Origin of the sequence: Candidatus Endolissoclinum faulkneri L2 (assembly GCF_000319385.1) — a bacterium.
GTDB classification, from domain to species: domain Bacteria; phylum Pseudomonadota; class Alphaproteobacteria; order Thalassobaculales; family Thalassobaculaceae; genus Thalassobaculum; species Thalassobaculum faulkneri.
Genome location: NC_019566.1, coordinates 1,305,730 through 1,331,595, shown reverse-complemented (window position 1 = coordinate 1,331,595; position 25,866 = coordinate 1,305,730). Strand labels below are relative to the sequence as shown.

Here is a 25,866-nt window from a genome sequence, read left to right as displayed (position 1 = left end):
AATACTTTAAATGACATCTCCTCTATGAATTTCTTACACATTAATGTGTATATTAATTCACTAGACTTAAATTAATCATAAATATTAAAAATTTTTAATTTACTTAAAAATACAGCAAGCAAAATTATTGATTATTAAATCTAGTTTAGGTTTAATAAGTTAAATTTATAATGTAATCGAGATGTCTTGCTGTAGTTGAGTTGTAGTTGATATATTTATGACATCAATATTATATTCATCTAACTAAACATATCGAAGATATTCGAGTTTATGTTAATTTATTTAAAGGCTGATATTATTTAGTTGTAGTATTGACTTTCTTAGAGTTTCTAAATTGTGCCTAGATTGAGGAAAAATTAGAATGCCTAATTATCAAGAAAATTTACTTATAATCGGCGCCGGGCCCTCGGGGTTAACTGCTGGAATTTATGCTGCACGTGCAAACCTTTCACCTGTTATACTAGGTGGATTGCAACCCGGTGGGCAAATGACTCTTACTTCAGAGGTGGAGAACTATCCAGGATTTGCCGATGTTGTTCAAGGTACTTGGCTCATGGAAACAATGCAAAAACAAGCTATGAATGTAGGCGCTAAAATTGTTTATGATATTGTAAATGCAGTTGATTTCTCGCAATATCCATTTCGTTGTGTAACAGATCAAGACGTTGTTTATTCTGCCAAAAGCATCATTATCGCTACCGGTGCCCGGGCGCGCTGGCTTGGTTTACCCAGTGAGGAGCATTTTAAAGGTTGTGGGGTTTCTGCTTGTGCTATTTGTGATGGCTCATTTTATCGAGATAAGAATGTGGTTGTAGTTGGTGGTGGCAATACCGCAGTTGAAGAAGCTCTTTATTTGGTTAACATTTGTCGTTCAGTGACTTTAGTACATCGTCGAGATAGTTTGCGTGCAGAAAAAATCCTACAACATAGATTATTAAATAACGATAAAATTACTGTAATCTGGAATAGTGTGGTTGAAGAAGTATTGGGCAGTGCCCACTCCTCGAAAGGAGTGGAAGCTATTCGTATCAATAATTTAAATTCAGGCGAGTCGATTATCTTGCCTGCCGAAGGTTTGTTTGTAGCTATTGGTCATGACCCAGCTACTAAGCTATTTATCGGTGAGCTATCACTTGACCATGATGGGTATTTAATTGTTGAACCAGGTTCAACCAGAACGTCAGTATCTGGCATTTTTGCAGCTGGGGATTGTGCGGACAAGATCTATCGTCAAGCGATAACGGCTGCTGGCATGGGCTGTATGGCAGCCTTGGAAGCAGAGAAGTACTTAGCTAAGTGTGCGAATAAGGATGTACATGAAACTTATAGCAAATAAGTTGATTGTGCTTTTATATTGGACATGGATAATTTGAACAAAAATAAATGTTAACTAGATATACAAATAAAAATATTTAATAGTTAATAAGTTTGTAATTTAGCGCTTTACTATGTGGTAAAGCCATATTGAAATTGTCAATTGTTGATTACTAATTCTTTAATACTAAATTTATTATCATCATTTTACTTATATAAAACAATAAATCAACTAACTATAGGCTGGGAAATTTTGCTATTTACATGTCTTAATTTTATATTTACTTAATTTAGATTAAATAACTTTCCGTAAATAATCCTTAGTACTAATTAAAGAAGCGGATCGTAAATGTTTACTTAGAGATATTATACGATCCTTGCATACACAAAGTAACGAATACCTTTAGCCTAAAAATAACTGTATTGGTTACGACTTAAGCATTACTTCACTCTAATGCTAGGTAATTACGAGATTATATGCTTAAATGTAAGCATAATACTAGTTAATTAGCTAAATGTAAAATAGCAAAAATAATTTATTTATAGTTAACTTATTAATCGGGTTAATTAATAAATGATTAATTTTGTTGATCTGAGTAAAATAACGACGCTATAGGTAAAAATTTTGTCAATTTATCAAAAAGGATTTTTTAATTAAAAGTAGTAAATAATGTAAACAATTATTTTTTGTGGAATATCCATTAAAGCTTTTAATATTGATTACGTGAAAATCTATTTCTTGTTCGAATGCATAGTTTTTAGGAAAGAAATAATGGTCAAGAATATTGCGATTAATGGTTTTGGCCGGATTGGCCGACTAGTATTGCGTTCATTATATGAATCAAAGCGTGAAGATATTAAAGTTGTTTTGGTAAATGCTTTAGGTTCTGTGGAAAGTAATGCTCATTTATTTCGTTATGACAGTATTCATGGTAGATTCTCTGGTAAAGTAAGCACTGGCAAAGATTGGATGGATGTTGGTATCGGTAGATTTAAGGTAACTGCTGAGCGAAATCCGTCTAAACTACCACATCAGGATCTTGCTGTTGATATAGCGTTAGAGTGTACTGGTAGGTTTACTAAACGAGAAGAAGCTGCCAGGCATATCCAGGCTGGTGCTAAGAAAGTTCTCATTTCCGCTCCATCCGTTGATGCAGACATAACCATTGTTTACGGGGTTAACGATCACTTACTTAAGTCAGAGCATGCAATTGTCTCTAATGCTTCATGTACTACTAACTGTCTCGCTCCAGTCGCTTTTGTCTTAAACAACGTAGTAGGGATTGAACGTGGATACATGACTACGGTACATTCCTATACTGGTGATCAACCAACTATCGATACACTTCATAATGATTTACAGCGTGCTCGTGCTGCCGCTCAATCGATAATTCCAACCTGCACTGGGGCTGCTAAAACTGTTAGTCTAGTAATACCGGAACTGGAAGGCAAATTGGATGGTAGCTCTCTACGGGTTCCGATTGCTAATGTTAGCCTTATAGATTTTAAATTTGTGCCTAAACGAGATACCAATGTGGAAGAAATCAGTATGGCTATTTCTGAAGCTGCTAATAGTTCATTGAGGGGCATTATTGGCATTAACTCTGAACCATTAGTATCCGCAGACTTTAACCATAATAGTCATTCATCGATCTTTGATTTAGGTCAAACCAAGGTCATAGAAAGCAAGATGGTGCGAGTTTTGTCCTGGTATGATAATGAGTGGGGTTTTTCTAATCGCATGCTAGATACTGCTGCTGTTTTAGCTAAAACTTTTTAATATCTAGGTTAATAGACAGTCTAAAAATAGTTTACAATAATCTTAATTATTATATTCCTTTTAAATATATACAAAAGTAGTTACAGATTTATCAAAAATTTAGCCAGAACTTTCAATGCATAGTGTAGCAACAATGATTGCTCGCTTAAAGAGTTATTTCAAGATTTAGCTAGACCTGCACGATTTTAATAGAGAGACCATTCATGGCGATTACCGATAGAGTTAAAAAAATCTTGGATTACTATGAGAGTGATAATCCTGGGACTAAGTCTAATCTTGCTCGCATATTAATGCATGGTAAACTTGCTGGTACTGGTAGAATGGTCATATTACCAGTTGACCAGGGTTTTGAGCATGGTCCAGTATGCAGCTTTGCATCTAATCCGAATGCTTACGACCCTCATTATCATTATAAGTTAGCGATTGATGCAGGGCTTAATGCCTATGCTGCTCCTCTTGGCATGTTGGAGGCAGGAGCTTGCACTTTTGCTGGTGCAATTCCCACAATATTAAAAGTAAATTCTTCTAATAGTTTAGCTCGTGATAAAAAAAGTCCATCTCAGGCTATTACTGGTTCTGTCAGCGATGCTTTGCGCCTCGGCTGCTCAGCAATTGGCTTTACTATTTATCCAGGATCAGATTCTCAATTTGAAATGATGGGTCAGATGCGCGAGATAGCTAAGGAGGCTAAGTCGGTTGGTCTTGCTGTTGTCATATGGTCTTATCCACGTGGTGGAGATTTGCCAAAAGAGGCTGAAACTGCTATTGATATTTCGTCTTACGCTGCGCACATTGCAGCATTAGTGGGTGCTCATATTATAAAAATTAAGCCTCCAAAAGCTGCTCTCTTTCGAGAAACAGCACGCAAAGCTTATGAAAGCAATAACATTCCAATTTCGACCTTGTCTGATCGAGTTCGTCATTTGATGCAATCAAGCTTCAATGGGCGTCGCATTGTATTATTTTCCGGTGGTGATGCCAAGGGAGTTGACGCTCTAATGGAAGAGATTCGTAGCCTATATAAAGGCGGTGCGAATGGTTCGATTATTGGTCGTAACACATTTCAGCGATCTCGTAATGATGCTATGATGATGTTAGATCAGATCATAAATATTTACAAAGGTAATTCGGTTAAATACTTATGTCAGCAGAAATCTACCTAATTACACCCCAGCAGATTCCTATCCTGAAAAGATTTTGTGATGAACTTAGTGCTGTTCTCGATACTGGTTTAGTTGCTTGTCTTCAGCTCCGTCTAAAAAATGTTAAAGACGATCTTCTAATAAGAGTAGCTGAAACAATACTACCGGTTTGCCACTCGCGTGGAGTACCACTTTTACTAAATGATCGTCCTGACTTAGCGGTAAGGGTTGGTTGCGATGGATGTCATGTAGGGCAAAATGATATTTCTTATGAGGATGCGCGCATGATTATGGGACCAAAGGCGCAGATTGGAGTGACATGTAATAACAGTCGTCATTTAGCTATGAAAGCAGGTGAGGCTGGGGCTGACTATGTCGCTTTTGGTGCTTTCTTTCCGTCTGATTCTAAGTACGATGTTCCTATAGCTTCAATAGATATTTTGACTTGGTGGGCAGAGCTAATGACTATTCCATGTGTCGCTATTGGCGGTATCACTGAGCATAATTGTAAATTACTTGTAAGAGCTGGGTCGGATTTTTTAGCTGTAATTAATGCAGTATGGGGACATCATGGAGGTCCTGTTGTTGGAATAAAAGCTTTTGATTTATCATTAAAAGATAATGAATATTGAGTAATTTAATAACAGCGTTATATTACCTTTTACACTAAAATAAGGTAGTTTAGTGTAAAAATATCTTGCAATAGCATTGCTTATAGCTTATTCCTCTGATATTTTTATTTTATATATGCACAATGTTTGTTCTTTACACCTGCTTAGGATTAAAACAGTCTTTCCGACTGTAAAGTATATAAATTTGTTTTTTTTTCAAAAGCTTTATTAGCAGAAGAGAATTTTTATTTTTAATTCATTGTTGATAAGGTTTGTACTTTTCTCGTAGTAGGTTTTAAAATACTCAAACAATTAAATGGATTTTAATTTAAAGCAGAGCTTAGCAAGCTGTCTATTGCTACTAGCTAAACAAAAGTTTTCTATAAGGTAATTAGATTTTTTTAAAAATCATTAGAGCGTGTTTGTAAAATTATTCTGTAGTATTTTGTTATAATTAGAAGCTAATGTTGTTTTTTTTGATTAAAAAATTGTTTTAGTGTAAATAAAGATAAAAGATTTTTTGTTAATTTTCAGCAAATAGATTGTTAGTTAGGATGTATGTGTGTTAGTAAGAATTATTTTTATAAATTTTAATACTGATTAAATTAAACTTTAATGTATTTTTACTTTATTATCATTAATAATTCTACGCTATTGTTTTTTTTTCTTTTTTTTTTGAATTATCATTTACCTTAGCTAATCCAACGAAACCGTTAAATTCATTAAAATAACGTAATAATAATTTTACTACGAATATTAATTAGTGGTTTTTTTATTATTAATAGTTTGTTTTATTACAATAATTTTTGTAATTGATTAATAGTATTTAACTTTTAAATACTATTAATCAGCAATATCACTGTATTCTTGATATGAAATATATTTCTTGGCTTATACACATTTTTAATGTGTGGTTGCTTTAATTGTTATTCACAATAATTTTATTAAATAATGTAATATAAAATATAAAGATAACAGTAAACTAGCTAATGATTGCTATAATATTTTATAAATTATATCATGTATAAAAAATTATACTGAGTAATATTAATTTACCATTAACTAATTCTTTTAACTTAAATTATTATAAATTATTTTTTGACTTAATGGCAATTTACAATTATACATAATCTTCTCTTTAAAATTAAAGAATAACGCATCTTATTTGGCTGATTGAGGATATTGAAAATGTTTTCTACTCTTGCTATTGCCATTGGTGTTTCGGCTGATGCTTTTACAGTAGCGATTGGTAAGGGTGCTAGAAAAGAAAGATACCGAATAATAGATATTTTCATAATCGCCTTCGTTTTTGCATTGGCAGAGACTATCGCACTTTTGATTGGCTGGTCGCTTGGGCGTGCTGCTAATAGCTATGTAGCTGTATTTGACCACTGGTTTGCTTTTAGCATTCTTGGGGGTGTTGGTTTAAGAATGATATGGGAAAGCTTAATATCTTCAGTATCTAGTAATTCAGGATCTGCGATGATATGGTCAAATCTTGCACTCACTTCTATTGGTACCAGTGTAGATACTTTAGCTGTAGGTGCTGTGTTAGCTGTGATAGAGGATTCGCTATTTTCAATAGCGCTTGCTATAGCTGTAGTTACTTTTGTGCTCGCTTTTCTAGGTATGTTGTTAGGAAGGGTAGCTAGTACAGCCATTGGTAGACCAGCAGGTGCTATCGGTGGAATAATTTTGATTACTATTGGTAGTATTATATTAATACAGCACTTGTCCATGTAAAAAATCAATTAGTGATTTTGTTACTAATTGATTTAAGGTATAGCCTATACATTTGTCTTTGAATTAATTACAAGGTAAAGATTTACTAGATAAGTTAATTATTGTTATTTTAGTTAGGATTTTTGTATGTCATGGCGTTATATCAATTAAATTGCTACGAGGGTCATTTCTCCTATAGCCAGTGCACTCAATGCTATTTGGTATAATTAAATCTAGCTTAAATTATAGTAAGTATTACTTTATCCATTTAGTAAAAAATTATATATTAGCTTTATGCATCAAATTACTGGTACTGAATTAATCTGCTTTTACTGGTATTATTATTAATAAGTATTTTTATTGTTAGCTAGATTATATTGGTAAAAGAAGTTTAATTTATACAGATGTATAATTGCATTAGTGGTACTGATTTTAAAGAAATAGAATCAATTTTAATTTCAGTTTATTCAAGTTATTGCCTGTTAGAATAGAACAACCTTTGCTTAATTTTTAAGCAATGCTATAGCTTATTTTAGCGAGTAAATTAATTTTTAATTAATAATAATCAAAGCAATTAGTAATATTTAATTTACTTAATGATTTATATCATATTATGATTATTTTATCTAGTTGTCTAGTCTAGACAACTAGATCGTATAGGAAGCGGAAGGCCACTAGGAAGCAATTTACCAGCAGCAGCTCTTTTTCCTCGCCAGGTAGCAAGATTATCTTCATGATGGAGACAACCACTTGTAATAAGCCAGGACAGCCCTTCCTGCGATTTAAATACCATCAAATCAGCCATTGAATCACCTGATTTATAATTTTGCAAGATAACACCTTTTCCACGACTCATTTCGGGCAAATCATTTACGTCAAATATTAACATTTTGCGATTGGTACCGATTACCGCTACTGTATCCCCAGTAACGGGAATACAAGCTAATGCTTTTGAATCTTCATCTATTCCTAGCACTTGTTTACCTGCTCTAGTTTGAGCTAGTACTTCGTTAGATGACACAATAAAACCTCTGCCATCGTTTGAAGCAACTAAAAGTTTCTCTCCAGACCTGTGCGGAAATATAGCAACAATATCGTCGTCATTAGCCAGATCTATTATGAGCCGAATAGGTTCGCCGTGTCCTCTTCCGGAGGGAAGTTTATCACCGCATATGGTATAAAAACGACCATCTGTAGCAAACAAAAGGATCTTGTCAGTAGTTTCCGCATGAAAGCGGAAACGTTCACCATCTCCTTCCTTATACTTTATCTCCTGATCTAGATCAATATATCCGCGAAGTGCTCGTATCCAAAACTTTTCTGAGCAAATTACTGTAATTGGTTCCCTTTCAACCATAGCTTCGCTTGGAATCGCTAAGATATTTGGAGACGAAATAATATCAGTTCGGCGACGGCCGATCTCGGTAGATTTGCCAAACTTTCTTCTAATTTGACTAAGTTGCTCGCCTATAATCTGCCATCTTCTTTTTTCGTTAGAAAGCAAATCAATTAAATTATCGCGTTCAGCAGAAAGCTGCTCATGCTCTTTTTTTAATTTTATTTCTTCAAGTTTTTGCAGAGAACGTAAGCGCATATTCATAATAGCTTCAGATTGGCCTTCAGTTAATTGAAATGTTCGAATTAGTTCAGCTTTTGGTTCATTTTCTTCCTGGATGAGAAGAATCATTTGGTCAATGTTTAAAAAAGCAATTTGATAGCCAAGAAGTATTTCCAGGCGATGAGCGATATTATTTAATCGATGTTTAGTTTTACGTATAAGTACTTCGTGACGATGATGAAGAAAAGCCTTTAACGCTTCAGGCATGCCCATTACTCGTGGGACATTGTCTTTATCAAGTACATTCAGATTTAATAAAACCCTAACCTGCAACTCAGTTTGCTTAAATAGGCTTTCCATTAAAACGTCTGGATCAACGTTACGGCTTTTGGGCTCCAGTACTACTCTGACATCATTCGCTGACTCGTCTCGGATGTCACCTAAAAAAGCAAGCTTACGAGCATGAAGCAGTTCTGCAATACGCTCAATCAGTCGAGATTTTTGAACTTGATAAGGAATTTCAGTAATGGCTACTTGCCAAGTACCATTCTTTAATCTTTCAACATTCCAACGAGCGCGTACACGAAATGAGCCTTTACCACTGCGATAAGCATCCTTCAGTGTTTCAGGAGACTCTACTAATATACCTCCTGTTGGAAAGTCCGGGCCAGCAATTTTATCTAATAAATTTTCAATTCTAGCTTCCCGGTTTTTTATCAAGTATTGGAGCGCTTCGCACAGCTCATCTACATTATGAGGTGGAATGGAGGTTGCCATGCCTACTGCGATACCTTGACTGCCATTTGCTAGCAAATTAGGAAATGCTGCTGGAAAAACAACCGGCTCTTCTCCTTCTCCATCATAAGTGGTACGAAAATCAATTGTATCGTCATCAATTTCCTCCATCAAAAGTTGCGCTACTTCTGTCAATCGCGCCTCTGTGTATCGCATTGCCGCTGCATTATCGCCATCCACATTGCCAAAATTTCCATGTCCCTCAACTAATGGATAGCGTACAGTAAAATCTCGAGCTAAACGCACCATTGCATCGTAAATTGCGGCATCACCATGAGGGTGAAATTTACCCATAACGTCACCAACTACACGCGCTGATTTTTTAAAGGCTCGGTCAGGGGATAGTTTAAGCTGCCGCATTGCAAATAGAAGTCGCCGATGCACTGGCTTTAGTCCGTCGCGTACATCTGGTAAGGAGCGCCCCATTATGGTTGATAGTGCATAAGCTAAGTATCGCTCGCTCAACGCATCTGCTAGCCAAGCATCAGAAATAGCTTCTGCTTGGCTCAACTCTTGTGGTGGTTTAGACAACAGAGAAAATTTCATGCTCATGCTTTGTAACCTATTTCAGTATTATAGCTTACTTGATTAATTTTTTTTAATTAATCCTATTCCTTACATAGAAGCAGTATTAAAGAGTGATACGCAATTTTAGAAAATTAAAACAAAATTAATATAAGGTTATTATAGCAATTAAAGTTATAAAATCCGAGACACTACTACTTTTAAAGTGTTTAATAATGCACTAGAACAAATACTGCTAGTTTATTAGCTTTTTATGATAACTGTGCAATAGTATTTGCTAGACGGATATATTTGAATAAAAACTATTCACTAGGCGACACCAATTATGTGTCTCATATCTAAATTAGGTACACTATGATGTTAAAAATATCTATGTGTTGTTTAGCAGAGGTTTAGTTGCTTTGGTGATTTTTAGAGATACTCTGTGTTTAACATAGATGGGCGCAGATCTAGCTGTAGCTATCTTGCAGAATTTGTTCGTTGGTAGATTAAAACTAGTATTGCTTATTTTCAGCCATTTTAATAGTATGATGCTTTGATAATTATCTTGTTAGATGTATTAATTAATAATCTAAAAGCAATCATTAATGCAACTTACACTAACGGACGTTCTGAAGGTCTTCTTGACATTTTTTTTTGCGCACTTTTATGAATAAAAACAGATGAACCCGATGTTCTAGCATTTGTTCTAGTTCATTGCGCGCAAGGCAGCAAATATGTTTGATATTTTTACCTTTCTTACCAAGGGTAATTTTTTTATGATTATTACGCTTCACGTATAGTATTTGATCGATTCTTATTGATCCATCATCACGCTCAGTCCATCGATCGGTTTCTACTGTTATTGAGTATGGTAATTCTTCATGCATATATAGAAATATTTTTTCTCGAGTAATTTCTGCAGCCATCAATCGCATCGGTATATTACTTAACTCGTTCCCAGCATAAAGCCAGGGTCCAGATGGTATTCTTGTACCAAGATAAGTCCGTAGATCTTTGCATCCGCTACCCGTTAAAGCAGATATCATAAATATCTTTTCAAATTTAAATACTTCGTTTAACTGTGCAGCTAGAGGCAATAACTTTTCACGCTTAATATTATCCACCTTATTTAAAGCAAGTACCGTATTACGATGAATTTTATTTAAACCATGGATAATCTGTATTATATTTTTATCAAACCCAAGGTGGGCATCTACAACCAGCACAAGTAGATCAGCATCTTTTGCCCCTGCCCAAGCTGCTTCTATCATAACTCGATCAATCTGACGTTTAGGTAAAAAAATTCCAGGCGTATCAAATAAAATAATTTGAGCTTGGCCATCCGATACTATACCACAAAGTCTTGTACGAGTTGTTTGTGCTTTTTGGGAAACGATTGAAACTTTACTGCTAACGATTCGGTTTATCAATGTTGATTTACCAGCGTTTGGCGGGCCAAGTAAAGTGATTAAGCCACATTGAGATTGTGATGTATTCATGGGCTTACTAGTTTAATTAACTTGGCAGCGGCAGCTTGCTCAGCCAAGCGCTTAGATCGTCCGACACCAATGCTTGGTTTATAACCGTCAACTATAACTTGAACAGTGAATTGCGGTGAGTGAGCTGGTCCAGATTGAGTTGTTGTTGTATAGCGCGGCATGGCCAACTTATGACCTTGTGCCCATTCTTGAAGAGAAGTTTTTGGATCCTGAGGTGGAAGTATATCAAGTTCTAATAGTTTATTCCATTCTACTGTAACAAAGCGTCTCGCAGCTTCTATTCCTCCGTCAAAATAAAGGGCACCAATTACTGCTTCCATTGCATCGGACAAAATTGCATCACTATTGCGTGACCCAGCATTGTCCTCACCTCTTGATAATATGAGGAATTTTCCAAGTTGGATGGTACGTGCAACCTTTGCTAATGCTTCGCATCGCACTAAATTGACGTGACGTTTAGCGATTGCTCCCTCACGCTCGTTTGGGAAACGCTCGAGAAGTTGTTCGGTTACTATAAGTGCTAGTACTCGATCACCTAAAAATTCTAGACGTTCATAGGCATTCCAAGCCCACGGTGATGCACTAGCGTGAGTAATTGCTTGTCGTAGCACTTCGATATTTTTAAATTTGTGATAAAGGATGTTGCTGAGAACTGATAAATTTATGCTATTTGATTTCATTCAATCTTTTCCAGAATACGGCTGTAACGGATTACGAAAGGCCATTTCCATATTTCCCAAAGCTTAGCTTGTTCGCTGTGAGAGAAAAATAAGATATCAGCGCGACCTACTAGGTTTTCCTCAGATATTGTTCCTACTTCGGAGAAACGACTGTCTTGGGAATTATCTCTGTTGTCGCCCATTGCAAAATAATGTTTTGCAGGTACGTGATAAATTGGGGTATTGTCTGCACTATTATTGTCACTGTATTCTATAATACGATGCTCTCGGCCATTAGGTAGGGTTTCTATAAACTGTGTTGATGATTCTTTGTCATTTTCAAAGTTAAAATTCTTGATCCGACGGCGTTTTACTGGTTCACCGTTTATATGTAATATTCCATTCTTTACTTGTATATCATCTCCAGGGAGACCAACAATACGCTTAATGTAGTTAGTTTTATTGTCGCTAGCTAGTCTAAACACTACAACATCACCAAGCTTAGGTTGTATAAAGAATATTCGTCGATTAATAATTGGTATAGAATAAAGACTGTATCCGTACGATGCTTTGGAAACGAAAAGATAGTCGCCAACTAGAAGAGTAGGAATCATAGATCCCGATGGGATATTAAAAGGTTCGTAAAAGAAAGTTCGGATGGTGAACGAAAGAGCACAGGCAACTATAACTGTGCGTATAAATTCACGATATACACTCGAGTTTTTTCCAGTCATTGATCAACTATCTCGGCAGCAATTTTAATCTTTTAGCTCATATTTCAATACTTGACAGGTACGTAGGATTTAGTTTGCAGGAGCAAGCAATATAATAGGTTTTTTATACTAAAGCCAATGGACTGTTTATAAGTGTGTTCTGCGAACATAGCATAAAGTTATATAATTCATAAGTAGCTTATATAACTAAAAATAATTATATAATTATGTATCTTTTTATTAAAAAAATTAAGTAAATTATTGCTCACATAGATGGTAAAAGGAACTGCTTTAGCCTTTCTCTGGAGAGAGGCTATATTTTAATGGTATGTTGTCCAGCATGTTATTATGAATCCATCGTTGCAAGTATAATAATTAGTTTGTTACTAAAAGTTTTACAGAGAAATGATACTTAAATAGCTGGCTATTTAGCCATTAAAAATAGCATTATATTAATTTTTATAAAAACGAGATTATTTTCTTAACTATGTATGATATACAAAAATTAATTACGTATGCTGCACATAGGGAACCATAATCATAGTTAAGTAGATAAAATCAATTATATTCCACGTCAATCAGTATCTTAAAAATCGATTGATTAATTTATTAATCTTGAGATTAATGATGTTATCAGGATTATTGTCCAATAATAGTTTACAACAATATTATTGATTTGTATTTCTTGTTAGTATTTATGATACCGATGCTCCTTTCCTTATTTCCTAACATAAAGAATGACAGTAATATTTAACGGAACATATTGTCATGCTATTTATGCAATCCTCGGGTTTTTTATTGTAATCGCTTTGCTTCCTCGTTTCATATACACTTATTAATCTAAAAAGATTAATAATTTTTGCCTGGCAGCTGGTGACATAAAGCGTACGAATATTTTTATAGTAATTTTCGGATTATCTAGGATTCTATTATAGGGATTACGCATACGCTAAGTATGGTGTTATGCTTGAGAAACTGCTCAAGTCTTTTCTTTTAGAAAGAAAAAGAATAGCCTTTGCGATGAAAAGTATTATGCAGCATGTTCTTACTTAAAACAGATCACTCCTAATTACCCTTTAAGCCTACGAAGCTTTCATTGATATGCGCTCTTTAGATCTTTTTTTGAGATACTGATAATAAATTTGATCTATAATTACTCAGGTTAAGTCATGAATGTATTAAAACATAAATTTGTTTTCGTCTTAATTTCTCGGTCTCTCACATTTGAGTTATTAGGCAAAAATTAATTGGCTAGCGTCCTTGCTGGAGAAAATCTGATTTTTAGGGACAATTAGGAATATCATCTTGATATATTTTTAGTTTAGCTTTTTTAAAAATTCTTCAATACTTGCAGCTTGCTCAAGAATGTCAAGTAACTCACGGAAATTAACCTAAATATTATTTACTGTCATTAGTTGAATAGGATTCTTTTTAATTCCCAGTGATTATCAACTTTAAGCTTAACAACATTTTCAGTATGTTCGCTATGCGAACTAATCAGGTCATTATGTCGTAAACGATATACATTTATTTTTAGCTGAGGTGTATTGTTTAAAGCACTTGACGCAACAGATAGGTAGCTATGCATTAGACGAAAAAAACTGGTAGTAAGCAATGATATTATCAACTAATAAACGAAGACTATAATATCAAATAATCGATCAATTTTAACTTTCTTTTTAAGCATTTTGTCATATCAAATATGGCTTTTCATTCTGTCGAATGATAAAAACAATTACGCTATAAGCAACTAACTTATCATGTAATTTAGCGGACTATACTGTTAATCGTATCTCCTCCTAATCGCGTAGATAATTTATCCGAGTGTTGATTGATTAACTTGCTTTGCTGGTTGATATCTGTAAATGAGGTTTGTATGTGCCCTTAAATTTCATTAATACCGACGTGAACTGTAAGAGCAGTGTATATGTCAATTGTATCTTCAGGTAATCTAAGACGTTTTTCTCAATTTTTGATAAAATTCAAGGTAAACATATTATATACTTTATCTGGAATTTTCACTAGTAACACATGAATCTCTTGAATCATGGCCAACTATAAGTTTAGAAAAAAAACTTTCATCCTGTAGTAGAGTAAGATTACAGCTCTATCTTAGTTAAATTAGTGACTAATTCCACTAGACAATTGGCTTGGCTCCTAGGAAATTGCGCAGCCAAATTAAATAAGATTCATTATTTGCGATTACCTCGTCTTGCAAGGCTTATTATGCAGTAGTATGTGGATCTTAATTCAAGCAAGAAAAATTTGCAGATGGAAGATGTAGTTTCCTAATGGATAAGGCAAATAAGGATCGGCTAATGCTCTTAGCTACGAGCAATACACTCCTCTCACATAATACGTAGGTGCTGTCAATGTGACCTGTTTGTATCTGATCCTATGTGCAGATTCGTATCGATAAGTTTAGTTTGTCAGATCATAAAATCATTGTGCTAAGCTAGTTTTGACGTGAAAGTCTTTTCGCAGAAAATTTATGCAATAATTGAACTGCTAATTATCAAGCATTAACCTGACTATTTTTTTTGATGTACGATCTTGCTAAGGTGTGGAAAATAGATTACAGCATTCGATGTTACTAAAATGCTATCAGGGAACCAATCGAGCTTTACATGTCATCGTCTTCAGGTTCATTGAAATCTGTTTTTTTTTGCAATTTTTTAATAAGCGATTCTTTCAACCACGAAACGTCGACAGTTTCTTCAGCAATTTCGCGTAAAGCAATAACTGGGTTTTTATCATTATATTTATCAACTTTAACAGTTGAGCCAGAAGATATGTTGCGCGATCGTTGAGCCGCAATCATAACTAGATCAAATCGATTAAAAATTTTAACTATGCAATCTTCAACAGTAACACGAGCCATCAAAAACCTGTAAATTTTAAGTGTTTAATCGTAGTCGATAAAGTATAACATAACCAATTTACATTGGTAACGTCTTAATACAAAGAAAACAAGTTAATATCTAGTATTTTGTTTAAAATAGTATCGACTAATTATTCAGTAAGCGGATAAATATCTCGTATATCTGAAGATAATGCGCTGATCATTGCGGAAACTGTTTTGCCAGTAATCGGATGTTGCCAATTTGGAGATAGATCACGAACTGGTAATAAAACAAAGGCTCTTTCTGCTGTACGTGGATGTGGCAGCATAGGCGGAACCGAACTAACTTTAACCTTTCCATTAAAGTCTATAAGATCAAGGTCTAGTTTTCGTGCCTCATTTTGTACTTGGCGGACTCTGCCGAAAGAATTCTCAATGGTATGCAGACGCGATAAAAGGTTTTCGGGAGATAACGTAGTATTAACAGTGACGGCGCCGTTTACAAATTTCGGCTGTTTAGACATTGGCACCGGCTTAGATCTAAACCAACGGGAACAGCGTAGCACTTCAATATCTTCTTCTTGCTTCAAAAAAAGGACAGCCGCCTCGCAAGTAGCTAACGGGGTATCGTATCCATTCGCTGAAAGATTTGCACCAAGGGCGACAATAATCATAATAAATTCCAAATTTAAACCTTAAGTAAGCTATGTTATACGAAGTATAACATAGGTGATATCATTATGGTAAAATTTATTAGCTATTTAATCTGATTAAAGCACAATTTTTGTTACCATTGAAGAATAATCTTCAATCACAGAATTGATTTAATTACAAAAGTTTTTTGCTAATAATTTTTAATAATACAAAATTATCAGCAGTGAGTTGGTTGTTGTGGGAGATATGGGTAAAAGGATTAGATTATTTTTTATGACTAATAGCCTTATTTGCAGAAATAATTCTAGTTATGGAATGAATTGATTACAAGATATTGAATTAGTATTAAGGAAAGGAAATTTAGATTTGATATTGAACTTTTGCATTGCGCCAGCAATGTATAATACACAAGCGTAATGTTAATCTAAGCTTATTTTACTTTATTGTTGATCTTAAATTAATAGAAGATTCTTGGTATTAATTTTTTTTATATAATCAATATGAGATATTGAGCTGTTAACGAGTAAATACAAGCGTATCGTTCTCACTATAAGTATCATGTGATTATGAATAATAATTTGGATTATTATTTAAATACTTTCTTTTCCTTCCAAGGAAATACACAACTTCAAAATTTATGCGATAATATCAATTGATATATTCATTAGAATTTAAAGCTGTAAGAGATTAAGCAGAGAATCAATTGGGCTCTAATCCCAAATTAAGTAGCATATCCTTATTTTGAGGATATGCTATAAGTAATATTTAAAAATAGCTTCTTAAGTTGCTTATCGTATTGCAATCTTTCGATGATTTCGTTTAAAGCTTTTTCTCACAAAATCTTTATAATGTTTTAGAATGCAATTGCGAATTTTCGTTCTAATACCAACAAAGAGGTAAAAAATAACCCAAAATGTTTTCACTTATATGATCTAGTATTGATATTATTATTTTATGAATACTAAATAAATTTTTTGCAATTAAAATTCAATTATTTTTTTTTAAACATTAGTGCTTTTTATGCATTAATTGCTTCAGATGCAGAAAGTTGATATTATTCATGTGATGAATAAGTAGTTTTTATAGAATAACAGTACTAGACATAAAAAAATTTGCGCGAAGAACGAAAGCAAGACGAATAAGTGATTGAAAAGTTGTTATTAATTTGATACTAGTTGTTCTAGTATCAAATTTTAGTTACAATGTATAATTTTCTGCAAAACGGAATAATTATTGTTGAATATAACAAAAATAAAGAAGCAAAAGTAAATAAATGATTATCATTGCTATTCGTGCATTATCTGCTGAAGGTATCAATATAGCCGTTTAGGAGAGCGAAAAATGCTGAAATGCGTCTTATTGGATAATCTAAATGCTACGCACAATCTTGCTGCTTTCCTTGCTAAACGAGCTACAATTGGCATGGCAATTTTATTGAAAGGATCGTTGGGTGCTGGTAAAAGTGAGCTTGCTCGTGCGTTCGTACGAGCTTGGCTAAACGAACCGGAGGCAGAAGTTCCCAGTCCGAGTTTTACTATAATACAATCCTACGAATCTACACGCGGGAGTGTTTGGCATTGCGATTTATATCATTTGAGCAATTTAGGTGAAATTGAAGAGCTTGGATTAGAAGAAGCATTCGACGAGTCAATTGTTTTGGTGGAATGGCCATATCAGCTTGGAACGCATCTACCATTTAATCGGCTTGAACTGAGTCTTGAAGTTTGTGATAGCTGCGAATGGCGTATTGCGCATTTAATTCCATACGGCACTTGGATTAATCATTTTAGTGATATTAATGGACTGTCTTTAAGTTTTTAAATAAAAAGCTATATTGTTATATTAATTGTTTCAATAGCTTATACTAGCGGTAACATTAATATTTTGATATATTATTATTGCTATGAAATAGGTTAAAGTGAAATGCAAATATTTGTTAAACATTAATTAATTTGTTGGTCATAAGATAGCATTGTAATACTAAAATAAAAGCAGTAAAATGTTTGATAAAAAATTAAGCTAATTAGCGGTGAGAGAAGTCTTACTTAAGACAAGATGTATTGCTTCTAGCTAAGAGTTATTATAGTATAATTTGGCTATATATATACACTATTTCCAAATTAATAAATATAAGCCATCTATATTATTAGCTGATCAGATTAGCATTAATTCGCTAATTTATTCTATCGTGATTAAAAATACTTGAAGTAAGACACTAAATAAATTTCCTAAAACTTTAAAAATTTATGCGATAACGCGTAATTCTCAGTGAGAGATTTTCTTTATAAAACTAATATTAAATGTTATATGACCAGTGGAGTGTATAATATTCCCATTACTGCACCATTTTTAGATTGTTTGGCAGCAGGCATATGGGAACGAGTTAATGGCAATCTTATTGAATTAACCGATGTACAGGTAATACTACCCAATCGTATCGCAATACGTGCAATTGCGAAGTCTTTCTTGCGTTTATCGCCAAATCCTGTGGTATTGTTGCCCAAATTATCTACTATCACAGATGAGCAGGAATATTTTTTGGATTGGAAGGCAAAACCAGACAGTGATGAAGCTTATGCTCTAGAAATTCTTCCCGCAATAAATGATTTGCAGCGTAATCTAGAATTGATGCATTTAATAATAGGTTTTTTTCATACCTATGCTAATGGAAATATTTCGTATACTCCAGGACAAGCGTATCTTTTAGCAACAAAGTTATCTCATCTGATCGATGAAATGCAAATTCATGAATTATGCTTTACCTCGTTAAAAGACCTTGTTCCAGATTCATATGCTAGCTCTTGGGATAAAACCCTTGCAATGCTGACAGTTTTGCTGAAAGGTTGGAATACACGGTTGAAAGAATTGTCGTTGGTTGATCCAATAGTTCGACGAGATGCTTTAATAAGAGCTAAAGCTTCATACCTGCTTGCTAAGCAACCTAACAGTTTGATTGTCGTAGCTGGATTTACCAACTTAATTCCTGCTACTGCAGAACTGATGAAAGCTGTATTGGGTTTGCCCAATGGGGCAATTGTGCTACCTGGTCTGGATATTTATAGTGACGAGTTGACCTGGAATGCTATTGCCAATGACCCAAACCATCCACAGCACGGTATGAACAAAATTATAAGCACATTAGGCATTACTCGAGTTAAGGTCCAGTACTGGTCACCTTCGCTTAGCAGTACTGGACGTGATCGACTCATCCATGAGGTTATGCGACCTGCTGTTACTACTAATGTTTGGTGTAATCTTTTTACTGCTGTTGGAGGGCCTAAGCCAGCTGATTTTGAGAAAATTATTAAAATAGAAGTGCCTTCTTCGCGTGAGGAAGCTGAGGTCATCGCATTACTTATGCGTGAAGTGCTGGAGAAGCCTGACAAGAATGCTGCGTTGGTTACTAATGATCGCGATCTTGCTCGTCGAGTGTCAAATGAGCTACATCGTTGGCAAATCAGGCAGGAATACGGTGAAGAAATAGCAATTAAAGATTTTGGTAGTTTTCCTTTGTCTAATAGTGTACCGGCAATATTTATGCGCCTTGTGCTTCGAGCAGCTATAGATTGTTCCCCAGTAGCTTTGTTATCGCTGATTAAACATCAGTTAAGCAATTGCGAGCTAACGTCAGAACGCTTAGAATTAGCAGTTAGAGTCATTGATCGCGAAGTATTGCGTGGACCTCGTCCTCCAACTGGATTAGCTGGATTATTAAAGTTTGTCAAAACCATAATACTATCAAAAACCATTAATCAAAATGCTGCAGATCTATTGTTTCATTTCTGCGAGTGGTTAAGCAAGGCTCTTGGACCGCTTGAAGTAGCTTTATCCAATCCTTCGATATTATTAACTGATATTATGGATATTCATTTGCGTGCAGCGGAGATGTTTGCAACTTCTCATGATACTCATGGCAGTTTGCGATTATGGGCCGGGGAAGATGGCGAGGTTGTAGCGCAGCTGTTTAGAGATTTTATTGACGTTGCTTGTGCTCTTAATCCGATTGCTGGAGCGGATTGGCCTGAATTATTTAATATGTTATTAGAAAAAAGAGTTCTGATACCTCACTACAACATGAATGCAAGATTGCATATTTTAGGATTCGCAGAGGCGAGGCTACAGACCTTTGATCGACTGATCTTGGGTGGGCTTAACGAAGGTAAATGCCCGTCAAAACCCCAATTAGATCCATGGATGAGTAGTCGTCTCATGCGTCGAAATTTTGGTTTGCCAGATGTTGATTTGACCACTGGTCAAATGGCCCATGATATAGCTATGGCTATGGGCGTTCAAGAAATATTTCTTACCCGTTCTCAAAGAACGGGCAGCAATCCTACTATTCCTGCGCGCTGGTTGTTGCGTCTCGATACTGTTGCTCGTCTGCTACATAGCGAAGAAAAGTTAAAATTTTGGCAAGAATTACCATCTTACAGTTATACTTTGCTTGACATGCCTAAAGTTTTTGATCCTGGACAACAACCGCGGCCACAGCCGCGGTTGAATCAGCGGCCGCGACGTTTGTCTGTAACTCAAATTGATACTTGGTTACGCGACCCCTATTCTATTTATGCACGTTATATTTTAAATTTGCGTAAGCTGGCTCCAATTGATATGAAAGTTGGAGCTGCTGAGTACGGCAAGGCAATTCATGACGCTTTAGGTGCCTTTGTACACGATTATCCTCAGACTTTGCCGTCTGAACCAAATAAAGTTTTAATTGCATATGGCAAGCGCAGTTTTGCTGCTTATGCAAATAGCCTTAGTATTTGGGCTTTTTGGTGGCCATTTTTTGAACGAGTGGCAAGTTGGTTCATAAAAGTAGAACAAGAACGAAGAAAGTCGCTTGATTATTCGACTATTGAGCGTAAGGGGACAATTGCTATACCTGCTCCAGGTGGGACTTTTGAACTTTTTGGTACCGTTGATCGTATTGATAAAAACAGTGATGGTAGTTATTCAATTGTTGATTATAAGACTGGATTAAACCCAACATTAAGTGATTTGAAAGATGGTCGGGCATCACAACTTCCTTTGGAGGCTATGATTTTGCTCGCTAGAGGATTCTCAGATATTGTAGCTACAGATATTTCTTCGCTAGAATACTGGAGAGTGGGATTAGGCAATCAATCTGGTCGAATAGATCTTGTTGACAAGATTGTACCAGATTTGATTAGTGAAGCGCGTAGTGGTTTGGAGTCATTGATTGCTACCTTTGATAATGAAAAAACTCCTTATTACGCTGCTCCTTATTCGCATTACAATTTACGCTTTAGGGATTACGAACACTTAGCGCGTGTTGGTGATTGGTAGTTGAATGACAATGATTAAAAATGAGTGCCTTTGACTCTTTTACCACAGTTAAGAAAGCTATTCTTAATCAGCGAGAAGCTATTAATCCCTTTACTTCTGTTTGGGTAGTTGCTTCAGCTGGCTCTGGCAAAACTAAAGTATTAATCGATCGATTGCTAAATCTTTTGTTGCTTGATTGTGATCCACGGGGTTTGCTTTGTCTGACATTTACTACAGCTGCTGCGACAGAAATATCTACACGCTTATTGCACATCCTTTCCAAATGGACAATAATTAGCACTGATGATTTAAGGCAAGAATTGAACTTGCTTGATAATCGAGCAGTTAGCCAGGAGCGCATAAATAAAGCAAGGCGTCTGTTTGCCGAAGTGCTAGACATACCTGGCGGTTTGAATATTAAAACAATACACGCATTCGCTCATTCTTTGCTTCTCCGCTTTCCACTAGAAGCTGGTATAACGCCAAATTTTAGTCTTGTCGACGATCGGAAGAAAGTATCTATGCTGGATGATGCACAGCGCTTCGTACTGGAATTAGCATGTACTGAAAATGATAGTGCTTTAGCTAGTGCTTTAAGTATAGTAACTGAGCGAGCTGTTGAGCAAAATATAAGTGATCTACTAAAGACTATGTTGTTTCACCGTGTGCGGTTGATGCATTCATTAGAGCTAGCAGGTGGTATCGAAGAAATTATTGCTAGTTTACATGATACTCTTGGCACCAATGCAACGGATACTGACTTAAGTATTCGTTGCAATGCAAGCAAAGACAATGCGTTCGATCGCAAAGCGTTGTATGATGCCGCACGAGCCTTAGAAGGTGGGAGTAAAACTGATATTAAACGCGCGAATACAGTATTTACTTGGCTTGCTCTACCGAATGTCAAAGCAATGGCATTAGCTTGGGATGATTATAAGCGCGCCTTCCTGACACAGGAAGGCGGCATTTTATCCAGATTTGCTACTAAAAAAATTCAGAATAAAGCAGCTAGCTTAGTCGATAATCTAACCAATGAAGCGAAACGTATCTTAGCAGTCGAAGAGATGCGTAAGGCATTAGACACGGCGTCACGATCAGCTGCATTAATTCGGCTCTCTGTTGCTGTAATTAGTGCTTATGAGAAAGCTAAATCGCGTTCTGGTTTGCTTGATTTTGAAGATTTAGTAGAACGTTTACGTCGTTTACTTGCTATTAAGAGGAAAGATGCTTGGGTGCTATTTAAATTGGATAACAATTTGGAACATATATTAATTGATGAAGCTCAAGATACCAGTTCAGCACAATGGGAAATAGTGCGTGCGTTGGCAGACGACATCTTTTTTAATGGAGAGAATAGTGTAGGCGATAAAGAGTCTAAAAGCTTGAGTAGTATATTTGTCGTAGGCGATGCAAAACAGTCAATATATAGTTTTCAGGGAGCTGATCTCGAAGAATTTATGAATGCAAGATCATATTTAGCTGAACGAGCAAAAACTGCCAATAAGAGTTTTCGTAATGTGGAAATGAATGTGTCATTTCGCTCTACAGCTGCTGTATTAAGGGCAGTAGATGCCGTTTTTAGCTATGATAACGTAAATCACGGGTTATCAGATGTCATTGCTGGTGTTAAGGGTAAGATTACGCATCAGAGTAGTCGTATTGGCCAGGTAGGAAGAGTTGAGATTTGGCCATTAATTGAAGCGAACGAAAAGGAAAAATCTAATTACTGGTCAGCATTATCATCTATTACTATTGTGGAGAAGCATCCTGTTAGGCGCTTAAGTCAAATTATTGTGCAACGCATTGCTGACTGGCTTAGTTCAGGAAAGTTATTAGAGGCAAAAAACCGCCTTATTCGTCCAGGTGATATCATGATACTGGTTCGTCGACGCGGTATTTTTATGACAGAATTAGTTCGTGCTTTTAAGTTTACCGGGATACCAGTGGGTGGCGTTGATCGAATGGTGCTAACCGAGCATATGGCGGTACGTGATTTAATAGCTTTGGGTGAGGTAATTCTGCTACCTGATGACGATTTGATTCTAGCTACTGTCCTGAAAAGTCCACTTATAGGTTTGAAAGAAGAGGATTTGCTGGATCTTGCTTGTGGACGTCAAGAGCACCGCTTGTGGTCAGAGCTTTGGCGCGTGGCAAATAAAAACATCGTTTTTGATAAGGCAGCTAAAAAAATTGCTAATTGGACAATTATGGCAAACCGCTTGCACCCTTATGATTTTTACCAGCAGCTTTTGTCAACTGAACGTGTTCGTGAGCGCTTAATCTCCCGATACGGAGTTGAATGTAATGATGCGATTGATGAATTTTTAAATCATGCTTTAGATTACGAACATGATAACCCACCATCGTTACAAAGCTTTCTGCATACGATTACGAGTAGCAAATATGAAGTAAAACGCCAATCAAATAGCCTTGAAGTGAATCAGGTGCGAGTAATGACCGTTCATGGTGCTAAGGGTCTTCAAGCTCCAATTGTTATATTGCCAGATACAATTCGTGCACCGCAGTTGCGTAATACCATAATTTGGCATCACGATGGCATTGATATACCACTATGGTTGCCATCTATCTCTACTGCCGATAATATTTCTTTGGCTGCACGGGTAAGGTCACAATCAGTGATGGAAGCGGAATACCAACGTTTGCTCTATGTCGCCATGACTCGAGCTGAAGATTGGCTGATCTTCTGTGGCTGGAAGAAAAAGTATGACAAAATTGAAAAAAGCTGGTTTGGACAAGCTTACTTGGCTATGCGTTCCATTGCTGAAGAGAAAGAAGATGGTAGCTTGGTATTAACTACTGGGGAGAAATTAAATTTATCTCAATCGAGTGTCATTAATACAAGTCAGTATCCTAAATCACTACCTTCTTGGGCTCATGTTAGTGCAATTGCTTCGCGCAAAACGATTATTTCGCGCTCTATTGCTCCGTCTCGTTTATTAGTTAATGATAATATTGTTAATTCCCCGTTGCAAAAGAATGAATCAGATCAGCTCAAGCGAGGTGCATTATTACATCGCTTGTTTCAAGTTCTTCCTAACCTAGAGCCGAAACATCGCCCTGAAGCCGGCCGCGCTTTAATTAGCAGACATATCGATACTTTTAGTCATCCTGATAGAATACACGATTGTTTGGAAGAAGTGTTACTTGTCCTCAATGATCCAGAATTTGCTCCCGTGTTTGCTTTTAACTCGCGAGCAGAAGTGCCAATTATTGGACAATTGCTTGGACCAAATGGTTTACAAAATTTTTCCGGTATAATCGACCGACTAGTCGTATGTAATAAATTTATACTTATTGTTGACTACAAAAGTAATCGATCAGCACCAATGTCAATTAGTTATGTAGAAGAATCATATCTACAGCAGATGGCAGCTTATAGAACATTAGTATCTTTTTTATACCCTGGTCGGTTAGTACGCTGCGCATTTCTTTGGATAAGTGTACCTTGCCTAATGCCGATACCTAATGATTATCTTCAAAACATTATGATACACTTTGATCATAATTGCTAACTTCTATTCTCTCTTTTTCCGTCAAAAAAGCAATATCCAAAGATCATTCCAGAGCTTAATCTTGAGTGCATTGATCTTGTAATTTATTAAAATACTACTTTACAATTTTACCTTAATACTTAGTAGTATTAAGCAATATTAGTAAGTTTATTAATGTAGTATTAAAGATACGTTTGATATATGAATACATGTATTTTGTTGGAGTAGACTAATTATAAATTGTATTTTAATATGGTTATAATATGTTAATTTAATCTTTTGATTAATCTTAGCTTAGTCTTTACCTAGTTAATAATCTAATGCCTAGAGGAAAAGTATTTATTTATTTGTAAAAATTTATATTATGGATTGATTAATCATATACTTTCGTGTGTATTAATCTACTCACCCTTTGAAGACAGTAAGTTATTGTTCAATTTTATTTGCTTATAGAGTATTATTTTATAGTTAACCAAAAACAGCAAACAATAATTAATTTTTTCAGCATTGCGAATACAGCGAACTGACATATGGCATTTAATAGATATTAATTTTAATAAAGTAAAATATTTTATTTGGTGAAATCTATTAAAAAAAAGAAAATAGTTCTCTCTTAGACAACCTTACTGAAATTTTTAATTTCTTTTTATCATGGCAAAAGCCAGGAAAGAAATATTAGGTATATATCATCGATTGAATTGATAGAATTTTGATTGCTTTTTTAAATACTAAAATCATTAGTTTATTTGGAATAAAATAACAATTTCCTTAGGTAGGGTTATAAGGACATACTCGATTATAATCGAAAATTAATTATAAACAAACAATATAAAAAATTTACAAAAAATTTTATATATTTAAGCGAATGTACCATAATTTAGGATTAATAATTTAGATTTTGGTATATTTTAATCACACAAATATCTTAATGATAGATAATTCACGGATAATAGATTCTTTAATAAATTTGCGATAATTTTTATTAATCAAATTTATTTTTGCAGTGATTTTATTTAAGATAAATACTTTTATTATATACGCCTTACTCTTTTAGTACTATACAAAATAATAACTATAGAGGACTATATTAATTATCTATTTCAAAATGGAAAAGCAATAATATTATTTTTGAAATAATTTCTTTTATAAAAATAATGGCAATAAATTAGGCTATTTGTACTACTATACTTTGGATAATTAAGCATATTTAAACTTGCTATTTGAATTATAGGACAATTAGTAAACGATAATTATAAATCAGTTATCTTG

General features: G+C 35.0%; 13 protein-coding genes and 1 pseudogene. 8 read left to right on the top strand and 6 right to left on the bottom strand.

The window, feature by feature from the left end; all coding sequences use genetic code 11:
* Positions 1-361 precede the first annotated feature (361 nt).
* The 5 genes from trxB to A1OE_RS03810 all read left to right on the top strand — a co-directional run bounded on the left by trxB (position 362) and on the right by A1OE_RS03810 (position 6,590).
* Complete coding sequence (gene trxB / locus A1OE_RS03830) at positions 362-1,336, top strand: thioredoxin-disulfide reductase (RefSeq protein ID WP_015089122.1); 975 nt, start codon at positions 362-364, stop codon at positions 1,334-1,336.
* A 750-nt stretch (positions 1,337-2,086) separates the two neighbouring features.
* Positions 2,087-3,094 (top strand): type I glyceraldehyde-3-phosphate dehydrogenase, encoded by a 1,008-nt coding sequence (gene gap / locus A1OE_RS03825; protein ID WP_015089120.1) that lies wholly within the window; start codon positions 2,087-2,089, stop codon positions 3,092-3,094.
* A gap of 203 nt (positions 3,095-3,297) precedes the next feature.
* Entirely contained in the window at positions 3,298-4,257 is a 960-nt protein-coding gene (locus A1OE_RS03820; RefSeq protein WP_015089119.1) for a class I fructose-bisphosphate aldolase, read from the top strand.
* Positions 4,236-4,868, top strand: a complete 633-nt coding sequence (gene thiE, locus A1OE_RS03815) for a thiamine phosphate synthase (RefSeq protein ID WP_015089118.1) — start codon at positions 4,236-4,238, stop codon at positions 4,866-4,868. The genes A1OE_RS03820 and thiE overlap by 22 nt, the downstream gene beginning before the upstream one ends.
* A gap of 1,167 nt (positions 4,869-6,035) precedes the next feature.
* Complete coding sequence (locus A1OE_RS03810; RefSeq protein ID WP_015089116.1) at positions 6,036-6,590, top strand: manganese efflux pump MntP; 555 nt, start codon at positions 6,036-6,038, stop codon at positions 6,588-6,590.
* Between the two features lie 613 nt (positions 6,591-7,203).
* On the opposite strand, the gene parC is transcribed toward A1OE_RS03810, so the two are convergent.
* The 6 genes and pseudogenes from parC to folK all read right to left on the bottom strand — a co-directional run bounded on the left by parC (position 7,204) and on the right by folK (position 15,816).
* The gene (parC, locus tag A1OE_RS03805; RefSeq protein WP_015089114.1) at positions 7,204-9,474 is read right to left on the bottom strand and encodes a DNA topoisomerase IV subunit A; all 2,271 of its coding nucleotides are present in this window, start codon (positions 9,472-9,474) and stop codon (positions 7,204-7,206) included.
* A 572-nt stretch (positions 9,475-10,046) separates the two neighbouring features.
* Entirely contained in the window at positions 10,047-10,928 is an 882-nt protein-coding gene (era, locus tag A1OE_RS03800; RefSeq protein ID WP_015089113.1) for a GTPase Era, read from the bottom strand.
* Positions 10,925-11,608 carry a ribonuclease III gene (rnc, locus tag A1OE_RS03795; protein ID WP_015089112.1) on the bottom strand — a complete coding sequence of 228 codons (684 nt, stop codon included), beginning with the start codon at positions 11,606-11,608 and terminating at the stop codon, positions 10,925-10,927. The genes era and rnc overlap by 4 nt, the downstream gene beginning before the upstream one ends.
* The gene (lepB, locus tag A1OE_RS03790; protein ID WP_015089111.1) at positions 11,605-12,321 is read right to left on the bottom strand and encodes a signal peptidase I; all 717 of its coding nucleotides are present in this window, start codon (positions 12,319-12,321) and stop codon (positions 11,605-11,607) included. Before lepB ends, rnc begins: the two co-directional genes overlap by 4 nt.
* A 2,608-nt stretch (positions 12,322-14,929) precedes the next feature.
* Positions 14,930-15,181: pseudogene (rpoZ, locus tag A1OE_RS03785) on the bottom strand (DNA-directed RNA polymerase subunit omega); the annotation flags it as partial.
* 131 nt (positions 15,182-15,312) lie between these two features.
* Positions 15,313-15,816 carry a 2-amino-4-hydroxy-6-hydroxymethyldihydropteridine diphosphokinase gene (gene folK / locus A1OE_RS03780; RefSeq protein ID WP_044283302.1) on the bottom strand — a complete coding sequence of 168 codons (504 nt, stop codon included), beginning with the start codon at positions 15,814-15,816 and terminating at the stop codon, positions 15,313-15,315.
* 1,321 nt (positions 15,817-17,137) lie between these two features.
* Between folK and tsaE the strand changes: the two genes are divergently transcribed.
* The 3 genes from tsaE (at position 17,138) to addA (ending at position 24,618) form a co-directional block, all read left to right on the top strand.
* Positions 17,138-17,617 (top strand): tRNA (adenosine(37)-N6)-threonylcarbamoyltransferase complex ATPase subunit type 1 TsaE, encoded by a 480-nt coding sequence (gene tsaE, locus A1OE_RS03775; protein ID WP_015089104.1) that lies wholly within the window; start codon positions 17,138-17,140, stop codon positions 17,615-17,617.
* A 498-nt stretch (positions 17,618-18,115) separates the two neighbouring features.
* Entirely contained in the window at positions 18,116-21,106 is a 2,991-nt protein-coding gene (gene addB, locus A1OE_RS03770) for a double-strand break repair protein AddB (protein ID WP_158512545.1), read from the top strand.
* Positions 21,107-21,126: 20 nt separating this feature from the next.
* Positions 21,127-24,618, top strand: a complete 3,492-nt coding sequence (gene addA, locus A1OE_RS03765; RefSeq protein ID WP_015089101.1) for a double-strand break repair helicase AddA — start codon at positions 21,127-21,129, stop codon at positions 24,616-24,618.
* The last annotated feature ends 1,248 nt before the right edge of the window (positions 24,619-25,866 follow it).

What these genes read in the sequence shown, in the direction of transcription:
- trxB (WP_015089122.1), top strand. Translation starts at nt 362, where the DNA reads ATGCCTAATTATCAAGAAAATTTACTTATAATCGGCGCCGGGCCCTCG.
- gap (WP_015089120.1), top strand. Translation starts at nt 2,087, where the DNA reads ATGGTCAAGAATATTGCGATTAATGGTTTTGGCCGGATTGGCCGACTA.
- A1OE_RS03820 (WP_015089119.1), top strand. Translation starts at nt 3,298, where the DNA reads ATGGCGATTACCGATAGAGTTAAAAAAATCTTGGATTACTATGAGAGT.
- thiE (WP_015089118.1), top strand. Translation starts at nt 4,236, where the DNA reads ATGTCAGCAGAAATCTACCTAATTACACCCCAGCAGATTCCTATCCTG.
- A1OE_RS03810 (WP_015089116.1), top strand. Translation starts at nt 6,036, where the DNA reads ATGTTTTCTACTCTTGCTATTGCCATTGGTGTTTCGGCTGATGCTTTT.
- parC (WP_015089114.1), bottom strand. Translation starts at nt 9,474, where the DNA reads ATGAGCATGAAATTTTCTCTGTTGTCTAAACCACCACAAGAGTTGAGC.
- era (WP_015089113.1), bottom strand. Translation starts at nt 10,928, where the DNA reads ATGAATACATCACAATCTCAATGTGGCTTAATCACTTTACTTGGCCCG.
- rnc (WP_015089112.1), bottom strand. Translation starts at nt 11,608, where the DNA reads ATGAAATCAAATAGCATAAATTTATCAGTTCTCAGCAACATCCTTTAT.
- lepB (WP_015089111.1), bottom strand. Translation starts at nt 12,321, where the DNA reads ATGACTGGAAAAAACTCGAGTGTATATCGTGAATTTATACGCACAGTT.
- folK (WP_044283302.1), bottom strand. Translation starts at nt 15,816, where the DNA reads ATGATTATTGTCGCCCTTGGTGCAAATCTTTCAGCGAATGGATACGAT.
- tsaE (WP_015089104.1), top strand. Translation starts at nt 17,138, where the DNA reads ATGCTGAAATGCGTCTTATTGGATAATCTAAATGCTACGCACAATCTT.
- addA (WP_015089101.1), top strand. Translation starts at nt 21,127, where the DNA reads ATGAGTGCCTTTGACTCTTTTACCACAGTTAAGAAAGCTATTCTTAAT.